The 12,647-nt window shown below is 58.5% G+C and carries 15 protein-coding genes; 4 read left to right on the forward strand and 11 right to left on the reverse strand.

The window, feature by feature from the left end; genetic code table 11:
* Both CRO06_RS20095 and CRO06_RS20140 read right to left on the reverse strand, forming a co-directional pair.
* Positions 1-623 (reverse strand): Rpn family recombination-promoting nuclease/putative transposase (locus tag CRO06_RS20095; protein ID WP_179746626.1); only part of this gene is annotated, 623 nt, incomplete at its 3' end.
* Positions 624-909: 286 nt separating this feature from the next.
* A complete protein-coding gene (locus CRO06_RS20140; RefSeq protein WP_026949756.1) occupies positions 910-1,197 on the reverse strand; it encodes a DUF4351 domain-containing protein in 288 nt (95 codons plus the stop codon).
* Between the two features lie 396 nt (positions 1,198-1,593).
* Here CRO06_RS20140 and CRO06_RS16760 point away from each other — a divergent pair, with 396 nt between their 5' ends.
* Together CRO06_RS16760 and CRO06_RS16765 are read left to right on the forward strand one after the other, a co-directional pair.
* On the forward strand, positions 1,594-1,938 hold the full coding sequence (locus CRO06_RS16760; protein WP_244902849.1) for a toxin-antitoxin system TumE family protein: 345 nt from the start codon (positions 1,594-1,596) through the stop codon (positions 1,936-1,938).
* Entirely contained in the window at positions 1,935-2,288 is a 354-nt protein-coding gene (locus tag CRO06_RS16765; protein WP_244902850.1) for an HVO_A0114 family putative DNA-binding protein, read from the forward strand. The genes CRO06_RS16760 and CRO06_RS16765 overlap by 4 nt, the downstream gene beginning before the upstream one ends.
* 486 nt (positions 2,289-2,774) lie before the next feature.
* Here CRO06_RS16765 and CRO06_RS16770 read toward each other — a convergent pair whose 3' ends face one another.
* The 4 genes from CRO06_RS16770 to CRO06_RS16785 form a co-directional block, all read right to left on the reverse strand.
* Positions 2,775-3,464, reverse strand: coding sequence for a transposase (locus tag CRO06_RS16770; protein ID WP_097058925.1), 690 nt, complete (start codon positions 3,462-3,464; stop codon positions 2,775-2,777).
* A 478-nt stretch (positions 3,465-3,942) separates the two neighbouring features.
* Complete coding sequence (locus tag CRO06_RS16775) at positions 3,943-4,764, reverse strand: MBL fold metallo-hydrolase (protein WP_244902851.1); 822 nt, start codon at positions 4,762-4,764, stop codon at positions 3,943-3,945.
* Positions 4,765-4,974: 210 nt separating this feature from the next.
* On the reverse strand, positions 4,975-5,874 hold the full coding sequence (locus tag CRO06_RS16780) for a LysR substrate-binding domain-containing protein (protein ID WP_022996370.1): 900 nt from the start codon (positions 5,872-5,874) through the stop codon (positions 4,975-4,977).
* Positions 5,875-5,898: 24 nt separating this feature from the next.
* Positions 5,899-7,068, reverse strand: coding sequence for a DUF2855 family protein (locus tag CRO06_RS16785; protein ID WP_179746628.1), 1,170 nt, complete (start codon positions 7,066-7,068; stop codon positions 5,899-5,901).
* Between the two features lie 404 nt (positions 7,069-7,472).
* Here CRO06_RS16785 and CRO06_RS16790 point away from each other — a divergent pair, with 404 nt between their 5' ends.
* Both CRO06_RS16790 and CRO06_RS16795 read left to right on the forward strand, forming a co-directional pair.
* Positions 7,473-8,228 carry an SDR family oxidoreductase gene (locus tag CRO06_RS16790; RefSeq protein ID WP_022996368.1) on the forward strand — a complete coding sequence of 252 codons (756 nt, stop codon included), beginning with the start codon at positions 7,473-7,475 and terminating at the stop codon, positions 8,226-8,228.
* A 141-nt stretch (positions 8,229-8,369) separates the two neighbouring features.
* On the forward strand, positions 8,370-8,627 hold the full coding sequence (locus CRO06_RS16795; RefSeq protein WP_022996367.1) for a hypothetical protein: 258 nt from the start codon (positions 8,370-8,372) through the stop codon (positions 8,625-8,627).
* Between the two features lie 48 nt (positions 8,628-8,675).
* Here CRO06_RS16795 and CRO06_RS16800 read toward each other — a convergent pair whose 3' ends face one another.
* The 5 genes from CRO06_RS16800 to eco all read right to left on the reverse strand — a co-directional run bounded on the left by CRO06_RS16800 (position 8,676) and on the right by eco (position 12,363).
* Positions 8,676-8,939, reverse strand: coding sequence for a DUF4351 domain-containing protein (locus tag CRO06_RS16800; protein ID WP_158548996.1), 264 nt, complete (start codon positions 8,937-8,939; stop codon positions 8,676-8,678).
* 142 nt (positions 8,940-9,081) lie between these two features.
* Positions 9,082-9,744: an ArsR/SmtB family transcription factor gene (locus CRO06_RS16805; protein WP_022996365.1), complete on the reverse strand. Its 663-nt coding sequence runs from the start codon at positions 9,742-9,744 to the stop codon at positions 9,082-9,084.
* Between the two features lie 203 nt (positions 9,745-9,947).
* Entirely contained in the window at positions 9,948-10,631 is a 684-nt protein-coding gene (locus tag CRO06_RS16810; RefSeq protein WP_179746630.1) for a transposase, read from the reverse strand.
* A gap of 389 nt (positions 10,632-11,020) precedes the next feature.
* Positions 11,021-11,635 carry a hypothetical protein gene (locus CRO06_RS16815; RefSeq protein WP_051414502.1) on the reverse strand — a complete coding sequence of 205 codons (615 nt, stop codon included), beginning with the start codon at positions 11,633-11,635 and terminating at the stop codon, positions 11,021-11,023.
* A 233-nt stretch (positions 11,636-11,868) separates the two neighbouring features.
* Entirely contained in the window at positions 11,869-12,363 is a 495-nt protein-coding gene (gene eco / locus CRO06_RS16820; protein ID WP_022996362.1) for a serine protease inhibitor ecotin, read from the reverse strand.
* Between the last annotated feature and the right edge of the window lie 284 nt (positions 12,364-12,647).

Raw genomic sequence — 12,647 nt, forward strand, 5'->3', positions numbered from 1 at the left:
TGCAGGTATTGTTGCTCTGGATCCTTCAACCAGTCCACCAAACGCGCAATGACGCGCAGCATGTCTCTTGATGTTGCCCCATTTTCAAGCGCGAACACCGCGGCAACCAGGTTTCTTTCTCTCAGATTACCCTTGTCTGCATAAAACCCCTGGTCAACCAGGAAAAAACGCTGCCTGGGCAGATAGGGGTGCAATGCTTCCGGTGACTCCTGGATCAGATCATTAAGATCCGTGGCGGCACGCCAGCGCCGTCGACCGTTGTACAACACAATGGGCAGAACCGCGGGCAGGCGCCCATCCACTTCCAGTTCCCCTCGCCGAATCAGATCCTGATACAACAGTCCAAGGTATGTCTGAATCCGGACGGGCATGTAACGGTCTTCCTTGGATTGAAACTCCAGCATCAGATAGATGTACAGCCACTCCCTCTTCCAGCGTACCCGCCATAAGGCGTCGTTATGCCGGGCACGCAAGTCGTCGCTGACATAGCCATCACTGACTTTCTCAAGAGAGACAAAATCAAGCTCCCGCACCCAGCTCCCCTCCATGAACCCCAGCAATAGGTCCCGCACCATCTCTGCGTGTGCGAATAAAAACTTGTAGCTAGTATCGTGATCTGTCATATCCCCTCCCCTGGCAGGACAACACTATGACAGTGAGAAACAGGCGCGGTCTGTCAGCCGAAACGGAAAGACCTGTCAGTGGAAAAAGACAGTGAGTGTAAGAAAGGTTCGCGTCATTCGAATCAGGTCTTTCCTGGCGTGCCGATTCGCTGCCGAGGCAGCTTCCCACAGGGGGGACTACGAAGCCGCTGTGGGAGCTAGCCTTGCTGGAGAAGGGTTCTCTTGGAGAGGAGAAAAGAATTCGCCTGCAGGCAGGCTCCCACAGGGGTATGAATACAGGGTGGTGCTAGTCGAAAACCGCTTCCACTGTCTCCACTTCGTAAACGCGGTCGATCCAATCTTCCAGCTGTTCCCGGCTGGCGCTGTTCAGCCTGATTTCGATCTCCGTCGGCACTTCACCGAAGCGGCGCCGTAGCTGGCGCAGCAGGATGTTTCGGGCTTCGGTGGTGGAGCCTTCCTGACGACCTTCCTGACGACCTTTTTGCAGCCCTTGCTTTCGGCCTTTCTTCATGCCGGCCTCGAGGCCTTCACGCCAAAACTGAGCCTTCCATTCCCGTACTCTGTCCTCAAGCATACTGTGTGCCTCCCTTAAATTATGGACCGCTTGCCAGGGCACCTGGGAGTCCAGGCTTGGCCCACGGCGACGTAACCATTCCAGAATACCTTGCTCCAGGTATTGTTGCTCTGGATCCTTCAACCAGTCCACCAAACGCGCAATGACGCGCAGCATGTCTCTTGATGTTGCCCCATTTTCAAGCGCGAACACCGCGGCAACCAGGTTTCTTTTACGCGGAGCTCTTTTCCTACATCCGCACTGCTTCGGCTGACAACAACTTCCGTGCTGGCTGACAGATACCGCCCGCTACACAGTTCATATTACTCAGCTCCTCTGCCCCCCCCCAATCCACGAGGGCTCCGGCATGCCCAATCTTATCAACAGATGATATACTCTATGCGACATGATCCCGCCATGGCGACTTTGCTTGATCTGGATGGATCGGTTCTCGACCAGGAGCGCGGGTACTGGATCAAAATCAAGGCCTGGGCCGTAAAGCCTTCGCCTGAGGTACCGCACGGCATTCGCTACTCGTTAACACTCCATGAGCCATATGGAAGACGAATATTGGGCTATGACAACGCTCATGCCGTGAGACCTACCCGAGGCTTCAAGTATGCGGGACGTATTCTGGCTCACGACCACAGACATCAGCATGCCAAGGATAAAGGCACGATTTATGAGTTCACGGATGCCGCGCAGCTTTTAAGTGATTTTTTCGACGATGTGGATCGAATGTTAGTGGAGATACAACGATGATGAAGACCATGGTTATCGGCATTCTTCCCCAGGAACAGATCCGCTCTCGTGCCCTGGCCATCGCCAGGGGCGACTACAAGCCCGCTCGGGGGGAACCCAGAATTTGGTTTACTTCCATGCGCTCCCTCGCCGAGGTTCTGAGTGACGACAATCGCGCACTGCTCAAGGTGATAATGGAAACCCGACCAGCCTCTATCTCCACCTTGGCGGAAACCACGGGCCGAAGGGTGAGTAATTTGTCCCGTACCCTGAAAACGCTGTCCCATTACGGCATCGTGGACCTGAAACGGGAACAGAATCGGGTGCGGCCTATCGCCAAAGCAGCCCGCTTCCGTATCATCGCGGCCTGATCGATTTCCTTTGAAGCGCTATTCGGACGATTTTGCCTGGCGCGTCGATTCGCTGCCGAGGCGGCTTCCCACAGGGGCTACGAAGCCGCTGTGGGAGCCAGCCTTGCTGGCGAAGGTTTTCTTGGGGAGAATAAAACAATTCGCCTGCAGGCAGGCTCCTACAGGGGAAATAAATCTCGGGTGGGTGCTAGTCGAACACCGGCTCCATGAGCCTCGAAGACGTACTCCAAAGGGGAAAAAACGCTCAAACCAGAGGCCGATTGGTTTGGGGCCAATATGGAGGCAGGGAAGGCCCTGGCTGAGCGTGCATAAACAACAGCAAAAACCAACAAGTTCATCCACGATGGGAAACACAAGGCTTCCGATCGACACGGATCACTATCGCTCATCCAGCCAGGACAGACAACCTTTTACCGATTAAAAACATCAATAAAAAGAGCGACTTACGCTCTTATCCAAAGCCCGAATTGAAGGGGGCCACCACGGTTATTTCTTCCTGGGCCGGCCACGCCCACGGAAGTGAAGACGCTCCCCGGTGAGCTTTTCCAGCTTGTCGGCGTAGGCCCGGCTACCGATGTATTGATTGCGCTTCACCGCGGTTTCGATACGCTCCCGTTCGCGCTCCTCGCAGCCCATCGACAACAGTTCCCTGAAGGCGTCCCGGCGGCTGTTGATGTCCGGTCCCAGATGCAGGAAACCTTCGTTGAAATCGATCAATCCAGGGTGGTCGCCACGCATCCTAGCCCCATGACTGCTCCAGCGGTAACGCCCCGCCGACCTGCTCAGTCCCTCCATCACCGGCAACAGCTCCATGTAACGCAGATCCGCCAACAGCCACTGCCCGGGCTCCACCAAGGCGCTGCGGAAGCGTCCATGCCAAAGCGCGCCATCCCGGCCATGGCGGTGGTTGAAGTCCTGACTGTAGCGGCGCTGCACATACTGAACGCAGCAGCTGAGGTCATCCGCCCTGCGCATGGGGCGCAGCAGCAAATGGGCGGCACCGGGCAACAGGCACCAACCATGCACCCGCACCTGGAAGCGGGCCTTGGCCACTTGCAGAAGACGCAGGTACTCCTGGTAATCCTGGTCCTCGACGAATACCGGTTCCCGGTTATGACTTTCCTCAAAGACGTGATGAGCTTCCCCCACCACCAGAGTTCGTTTCTTCCTTGACATGCCCCTGCTCCATAGTCGCCTTTGGCCCTATCGGAAATCATTGTGTTTTCAGGTGGCTGCGCTGACTTCCTCATGCCGGTATGGCGCTGACAGGAAATTGCGTTCTTGTATTATTTTTATACAATTCGATTTATAACAAATAATTATCCTAGCGTCGATCACTTCCGGGGCCGCTCTGCGTCTTTTCAAGGCTTTCGCCCTTCACTTCGATTTCCCGCAATTCGCTTCGAGCCCGTTTTTGCGATAGTGCCAATCCACGGCGCTTTTTTTATTTTTATTACAGGAAATGGAATAAGATCTGGCCCAAAACCGCCCTTCCGCTCATAAGGATAAAAGCGAAGTCAGCTCTTTCTTAAAATGGGTATAGGGGAATCTTTGGACAACACCCCGGGCATCGCCCTCCGCAGGGTGCGTGGCTTCGTGGCAGGAGATGCCGGATCGAGTCCGTCATGACGTTTCTCAGAGGCCGCGAAGGCGCTCAGTTCCCAAGCCGATAGATACCCGGTTCGTCCATGATCACCCGCCCATTGGCTGTAAGTTCGGCCAGGTGCTGCGAAATGGTGCGAGTCTCGGCGTCCGTGACCCAGGCGGCGTTGAACCCGGCAGGATAGAGAAGCCGCTGCTCCACCAACTGCCCCAACGTTCTTGGGGATTCGCTCAACAGATCCAGCAGCCGCTGCTCGCGCTGATCGATCTTGGCGGCGAAGGCGGCCAGGTCGTTGAGGAAATGCTCCCGGTCGGTATAGACGCCCCGATGATGCGAGGTGACCCAGACTTTGGCGGGAATATCCGGCAGCCGCGCCAGGGTGCGGCGGAAGTCGCCCAGGTTCGAACAGGCGTCCCCATAGTAAGGGCCGAACCCGGTCAGATCGATATCACCGATAAAGGCCACACCCTCGGGTTCCACCAGTAGCACACAGTGGCCCGCGGTATGCCCGGGCATGTGGAAGGCCCGAACCGTGGAACCGCCAAGTTCCCAGCACGCGCCGTCCTGGTACCCCTGTGCATCGGGCCGGGGCGCGTAGAAAAAGTCCCGTTGGAACTTCTTCAGTGTCTGCTCGATACGCTCCTCCGATGTCATACCGAAGGCGGCCACCAGGCCCTCCCAGCTGCGCGCCGATGGCAAGTCGGCCTCATGCACATGAACCTCGGCTTCGGGCAAACGGTGCAGCCCCGCCATATGGTCTTCATGCACATGCCCCATCACCACCAGCTCGGTGGCGTCGAACTCCGCGCCGATATAGTTCGAGACAATCGGAGTGTCGAACGCCGCGCGAGTATCGGTTCCACGAACAAGCACCTGGTTACCATCGGGATACTTACCGCTTTTTTCACCAAACAGGACGGAAACACGGCCGAAATCAGCACGTTGGACCGTTATATTGGAAGCCTTATTGTTCTTGCCTGAATTCATTTTATTAACCTTCTTGAAAGAATGTCATGCAATACCAGTAGACACTCTATAGCAGTGCGCAACGCAAAGGCATATTTACACCGTTGATTGTCGGCGTCAGGCGTTCTCCGGCGCGCCTGCTTCCTCCTTCAGCCACTGCCAGAACACTTGCACGGCCCGGTCATGCCGGCGCCCGGGCGCGGTGGCGATGTGATAATGGCCGGGAATCGCCCAGGTGCCGGGAAAGGCCACGGCGAGCCGCCCGCTTTCCAGAAACGGGGTCACCAGGGGACGAACACCAAGGGCGACACCGAGGCCACGGGCGGCGGCTTCATACAAAACCTGCAAGCTGTCGAAACGAAGCCGTTCCTGGCCGGACCAGGACGGTTGTCCCGCCCAGTGGAACCAGTCGCGCCACTGGTTGGCGGGATACACCGCTTCAAGCAGGCGGTGACGAGGCAAATCCTCAATCCGCGCGGGCGGCGGCAGATCGTAGGCCAGCCGTTCGGCGCAGACCACCTCGGCGGTGACCGCCATCAACGGCTCCGAGACCAGATGGCGCCATTGCCCGTCACCGAAGAGAATCCCCACATCCGCGGCACCGCCCAGCAGATCAATGTCACCGGAACGGGTTTGCAGGATCAGTTCGATGCCCGGTTCACGCGCCTGAAAGCGATGCAGGCGGGGCAACAGCCAACTGATGGCAAGAGACTGGGAAATCCCCACCCGCAACGGACGGTGCGCGGGATCCGGGGCCATCCATTCGGTGGCGGCGCGCAGGGCCTGATAGCCGGGCTCCAGGCGCAGAAGATAACGGCGGCCGGCGGCGGTGAGTTGCGGAGAGGGCCCGGAGCGGTCAAACAATTGCACGCCGATGTGTTCTTCCAGGGCCTGGATGCGGCGTGAAAATGCCGACGGGCTCAACCCCAGCTTCTCCGCCGCGTCGCGAAACCCTCCGGTGCGCGCGGCGACGATAAACGCTTCGATTGCCCCCCAGGGTGGCGAGCGCCGGTTCACATTCGCATCTCCTCGGATCAGAGGTCACCAGTAAAGCACGTTTGCCTGATCGACGCGTGCCCGGCCCTCCAGTACCTCAAGATAGACCTGCTCCACCGCTTCCGGCCCATGGGACGACTGGATTTCCAGCCATCGTGCCGCGTGCCGGTAAAAGCGCGCGGAGTGATCCCGCACCGTCTCGGCCAGACGTTCCGCTCCCCAGGCACGCCGCCGGGCGAGAATATGGTCCGGCGCGAAAAACAAGGTTGGCGGCGGGCCCGGTAACCCCGGTTCCCGTTCACGCAGGTTCGTCGAAGCCGCGTCCCAGTGCGTAAAGCCTACCCGGCAACTGTGACGAAGAGCATCACCGAGATGGCGATGCACCGCCGCCCTGCTGCTCTGGTTGCCGGAGATGTCCACATACACCGACGGCCGACGCCGGACCGTATCCAGATCGGAATAACACAGCACCGTGTCGTAGAGTCCGGTGCTTTCCACGAAGGACCGATTGGCCGGCGCGGTAAGCCCGATCACCTCGCCGGCGGGGCGGTCCGCTCCGGTCAGCATGAAACCCAATCCCAGGGCGGTTTTGCTTGAGGCACTGGAGATCAGGATCTGTTCGGCACCGAAAGCCCGCTGCTGCTGTAGCCAGTCAGCCAGAAAAAACGACAGACTGAACAAGGGCCGCAATACCAAATGGGGGTTTTCCCGATCCGTTTCCGGCTCGGTCACGCGGGTGTATTCGTTATAGGTGGATGGCAGCTCGCGGCGATGTCCAGCGCCGTCCAAAAACCGCCGGGCGGTCACTTTTTCCGGTGCCAGGCGCAGGTGGCTGCTCATTGGGAAGTAGCCGTAAATCCGCTCTCCCTCTGCGATCTCCTCATGCCGGGAGGCAATGACACGCCCGTAGCCCCACACCGGCACCGAACCCCAACCATCCGCCTGCGGGAAGAAGTCCCAGTAACGGCCGCTGTCTCCCAAACGCGCGTAGGTGATGTTGTTGGCGGTGAGCGCGAATTTCTCCGCCGCCACCTCTATTTCGCCCTTTGGCAAAGGGGGTAATTGCTTACCCCATTGCCAGCGGAAGGTACGCGGATCGTCGCGCCGCACGAAAAAACTGCCGGGAGCAATTTTTAACGTTGCATGGCGACGGCCCGAAGGGTGACCGCCATGGACGGCGGTCATAACAAAATGTGCCGTGTCACTATTGTTCATAATCATGCTCTCCCTCTGGAAGGCTCATCCTAGGCGGCACGATTTCTCCGGGTCGATTGCGTTAAGCGCAATCCGCGTTGCAACAAATATGGCGATATAAATTCAGAGACTTCTACGAAGCCGCTGTAGGCGCTTGCCTGCAAGCGAATTGGCCGCCAGGTCCGAAGCGGTTCGCTTGCAGGCAAGCGCCTACAGCGGATTCGTGGCCCAGCGGAGGGAAACGAATGACGTACCGGATAGCGGCGCATTGTTCGTTCAGTTCGAACACTGCTGTCGAGAAAGGAGACATGATCCCGGGAAGGCGGGTGGTTAACCTCAACAAGGACGGTGACCTCCCCTCCCTTTTGATTCGAGGATTCGCCGCATCGCATACGCAGCTAAATCCAGTAAAGGAGATAACGGATATGACCGCGCAGACTCTGCAAAACAAAGTGGCCGTGATCGGCGCCGGCGCCAAGAACCTGGGTGGCCTGATCAGCCGCAAGATGGCGGAAGGCGGAGCCAAGGTGGTGGTGCACTATCACAGCGACGGCTCCAAGGCGGACGCCGAAGCCACGGTACAGGCGATCAAGAATGCCGGCGGTGAGGCTCTGGCGGTACAGGGCGACCTGAGCAAACCGGATCAGGTCACCGCCTTGTTCGATCAGGCCATATCCCACTTCGGCGGCGTGGACATCGCCGTAAACACGGTGGGCAAAGTATTGCGCAAGCCGATCCTGGAAACGTCGGAAGACGAGTACGACTCGATGTTCGACATCAATTCCAAAGCGGCTTATTTCTTTATCAAGGAAGCGGGCCGGACCCTCAACGACAACGGCAAGATCATCACCATCGTCACCGCCTTGCTGGGGGCCTTCACCGACGGCTATTCCACCTATGCCGGCGGTAAAGCGCCGGTGGACCACTTCACCAGGGCCGCCGCCAAGGAGTTCGGTTCCCGTGGCATCTCCGTCACCGCCATCGCCCCGGGCCCCATGGACACGCCCTTCTTCTATCCCCAGGAGACCCCGGAACGGGTGGAGTTTCATAAATCCCAGGCAATGAACGGGGACCTGACAAAAATCGAGGACATCGAACCCATCGTCCGCTTCCTCGCCACCGAAGGCTGGTGGATCACCGGCCAAACCATTTTCGCCAACGGCGGCTACACCACGCGCTGAGCATGGTCCGTCGGCGCTAGCCGCTGTGGGAGCCAGCCTGCTGGCGAATGTGGCCTCTGATTGGGGTATTCCCTTTCAGGCAAGCTCCTACAGCGGCTTCATAGTCCGCCGTCCTCGGGATGCTAATTTGGGGAAATCATCATGCGTACGCTTATTTTCATCGCCGCTGGGCTGCTGTTGCTGGGGATGTTGCAGTTATTCAGCCGTCCCCACTGGCGTGGCCGCGCGGCCCTGGGGTTCATCGTGGTGTGGCTGCTGGTCAGTGCCGTCAACCTGAGCCAGGGGCTGCGCGCCGGATACGCTCTCGGTGAAGAATTGCTGGTGCACCTGTTTCTTTTCGGCATTCCCGCCCTCGCCGCGCTTTGGGCCTGGCGGCAGCAAAGCACCTCGGAAAAATGAGCCAGAGCCCTTGAGCACCGCCATCTGGCGGCACATCATCACGCCGGATCAGCGGAATACTTCGCCGATGGTCAGACTATCGAACAAGCGATCGATCCATTGGTCCAGTTCGTCCAGGCGCGCCGCGTTCAGTTGCGCTTCGATGTGGGGAGGGACATGGCCGAAACGGCGCTGCAGCTGACGTTGCAGGATGGACCGGGCGACATCGGTGGCGCCCTTTTCGACGCCCTGTTGCCATTGCCGTGCCACGCCCTGGGACAGGCCCGCTTGTCGATATTGCTGTTGTGATTCTTTTATTGTTTCCACCAGCATGGTGTTTACCTCTTGCCAGTTTCGTCCGCGCCTCACGGCGTTTGACATTCCATGATCCGACTTCGAGTCTAACAGATGTCAGGCTCCCGGCCAGAGCCTGTTCACACTATTTCCATCCCGCCGTGTGAACAGGCCCTAGTCCCTAATCCACCAACGGTAATCCCGCGGCGCGCCACTCCAGGATGCCCGCTTGATAACGGCGCACCTGGAAGCCCCGTTCACGCAGCAGACGGGCGGCGTCATGGGAGAACGCGCAGTAGACCCCACGGCAATAGGCAACGATTTCCCGGTCCCGCGGCAGCGCCGACAGCATACTCTCCAACTCCGCCACCGGTGCGTTCAGGGCGCCCGGCAGATGTCCGGCCTGATACTCCGCGTTGGGGCGCACGTCCAGCAAGGTCACCGCCCCCTCCTCCAGGGCCCGCTGTAATTCAGCGCGAGTCATCGGCTCGAGGGCTTCGCCGGCATCATCGTCGGCGAACAGCCGCCCCATAAGGCGTTCCATTTCAGCCAGATGGGTTTCCGCCACCTCTTGCAGCAGAGTCAGCAGCCTCAGAATGCGCTCATCGGTGAGCCGATAGACCATTTGCCGGCCGTCCCGGCGGGCGGTGACCAACCCGGCTCGGCGCAGATGCTGGAGATGCTGCGAGGCATTGGCGATGGACAGGCCGCTGGCCCCCGCCAACTCCTCCACCGGCGCTTCCTTCTGCGCCAGATGCTCCAGCAGCGCCAGCCGATGGCCATTACCCAAAGCGCGGCCCAGTTGGGAGAGCACATCAAACAGTTCCTGGCGGGACACAGGCATGCACGGACCTCAAATAATCAATAAATCAATTGAATAAACCTTATCCAAGGTGGTGTTTTATCGCAATCTCCGCCGTCGCTCCCTGTAGGAGGTTCCCATGGTGGCCCTGCAACGCGAATGGGACTTCTGGTGTTGGGTATTCGCCAGCAGGCTGTGGGAACCACAGCCTGCTGGCGAATCGGGCTGGCCTTGTAGCTGGCCGTTCAGCGGCGGCGGCGTGCCTTGCGGCGGCGGGGGGTTCGAGACAACGAGCCCTTGGGGCGGCCGGGCCCCCGGCGGGCCATACGGACACCGGTGGCTTTTTCCACCTGGTCGATGAAGCGGTCATCACCGGTAAGCTGGCTGCGGTAAATAGCGTTATGGATATGGCACCATTCGGCGTCCCCCATCTCCCGGGTCAGAAGCCGGCGGTAGAGCTTTTGCCTCTCTGTTTCATCGCTGTGCAGAGCCAGATAATCCGGATGATTATCCAGCGGATAACCGGCCATGAATCCCATACGGATGACATGGCTGGACCAGTCGTAATGATCAATATGCTCCACCCCCGCCATACTCAAGGGCAGAGTTTCGATATAACGCATGCTGGACAACGACCACGGGCCCCATTGCACCGGACTGGAGCGATAACGCCCATCCCAAAGCCGGCCATTACGCTTGGCGATGCGATTGTGCCGGCGCACCGTTCTTACCGACAGCGACTTCATGAATTCGCTAATGCGCTGGGGATCGCCCATGGGATCAAGCAGCAGATTGACCTGATCGCTCAACAGGCACCATGCATAAATCCTCACACCCAGTTTGGTGCGCAGATCCTGAACATCCAGCAAGTATTTATGAAATTCTTCCACCTCCCGGAATATCCGCTCACCGGTTCGGGCTCGCTGCATGATATGACAGGGGAAGTCTGGAAGAATAAAACGCCTCTTCCGTGGCATAGCCATGCTCTCTGCACAGTCTTTAATTATGTTTCGATAATTTTACACTTCACCCTAAAAATACCAACCCGAAATCGGCACCATGGTACGGATTTTATCTGTCCCCTTTTGTTTTGCCGCGACAGCCTACCTGAAAAAAGGCGACGGACCTTGTTTTTCCGTATAAAAATGCACCCCCGACATAGCGGAAGACACTATTGAAAATAATATGAGCAACGCTCTTTGAAGAGGCCGTTAAAACCTGACGGACAAGTTTTATGCACAAAAAAAACGGCACCCTTGGATGCCGCAAGAGAGCCAATGTTGGCTTGGAAGGCAGAAATCGTCGTTACTCTTTGTCGTTATCCTTTTAACGGCGATGCTCTGAGCAGGGCTTCACGTATGGTCGCGGCCTCGCCATCCGGCACACCGCGCCCCATGAACAGCCGGTAGCATTCGCGGCGATCTTCTTCGTCGTTGCCCATGCGCAGGTAGCCCAGGTAGGGATCCAGCAAGGCACTGGGTTCGATGCCCATGCGCGCCCGGAAACTGCTCCAGGAGTAATTCCAGGGCATATCACATTCACCGGCCCGTACCGGCAGGAACTCCATGTAGCGCATGCACGCCAGCGGCCAGTACCCCGGGGCCACCTGACACAGCTGAAAGCGCTGTTCCCAACGACGGCTGGCGGTGCTCGGAGCCGGCATACGGCGCGGCTCCACCTGAAACAAGCTTAGTGACTGCATGAATTCGGTGGCGTCGTCGCTACTGCGAAACGGGCCGGTGAGAATGCTGGCGCTCACGGGCAACAGGCACCAGGCATAAATCGGCACTTCAAAACGCAATTTGAGTTCGTACAGGTTGGCGAGATAGCGGCGGCAATCGAGGTTATCGCGGAACACGCTGCGCATGGCGTCTCCGCATTGCTCGAAGTAATTGAAATATCCGTTTATAACGGGACGCTGGGTCCGGGGCATGGCTCCTCCTGAGCACTTTTTTCTTCCATCGTGCCTGACATTGAACACCAGTCAAGCGGTTGTTGTCGTGGCTTGGCGCCGAAATTGTGAATCGGTTCCCAGGGTACTGAGTTCGCCGCCAGGGCAGCTCCCACAACGCGTCTGGGCTGGCTCCGGATCATACTACCAAGCCGCTGTGGGAGCCGCCCTGGCGGCGAACGACGTGGGCGCGCATCCCACGGCCGTGTACGCGCCTACTCCTGCTCCGCCTCCAGCTGCTCCTCATCCGCGCGCCACAGGCGGTAACGCAGCTCGAACCCTTCCGGCAGGTACACCACCACCGGCAGACGGCTGTTGTAGGGTAGCACGAAGCCGTCACCGTTGACGCCTACAAAGGCGTCACGGCGCGTATCGTCGCCACAGCCCATCAGCGTGGACGCCGGCCCGCTGACATCGCTCAGCCGCCAATAGGAATAGCCCCAGCCATCCAGAGTCCGTTGTTCCAGCTTGCCGTGGAACCATGTGTGGTTGCAGTCCACCGACTGAATTTTGCCGGGCATCAGCTCCACTTGCATGCGTGCCGGATTCTCCGTTTCGGGCAGGCGGATCACCCAGCGCTGGTAACCTTCCTCCGCTTGCGGATAAGGCGCCACCTTCTCCAGCGGAAGCGGCTCCGACTCGGCAGCCAGGGCCGGCAAGGCAACGGTGAGCAGCACGCCGCCCAGCAGGGCATTAATCCTTGAATTCATTCTTCAGCCTCCATTCACTATGCGGTCGTGCCATTGGACACGCCCTTTAAACTACCCGTTCTCGAACTTTCGCTCCAAACCACTTTTGCGAATTTGCGTGATGGTCAGGGCGGGATCTCCTGTGATCGGCAATCCACGCAAAGGTTGCATCGAAAAACGCTGAAAAGCGGTCAAATACGGTAAAACAGGTAACCGTTCATCTACTTTTACAGTCCTTTTATGGTGTTTCCGCTTCGCCTCACGCCACAATCGGGGTGTTGGCATTAACCATGGAGGTTCTGGCC

This window comes from Alloalcanivorax xenomutans (assembly GCF_900217905.1).
GTDB lineage: Bacteria > Pseudomonadota > Gammaproteobacteria > Pseudomonadales > Alcanivoracaceae > Alloalcanivorax > Alloalcanivorax xenomutans.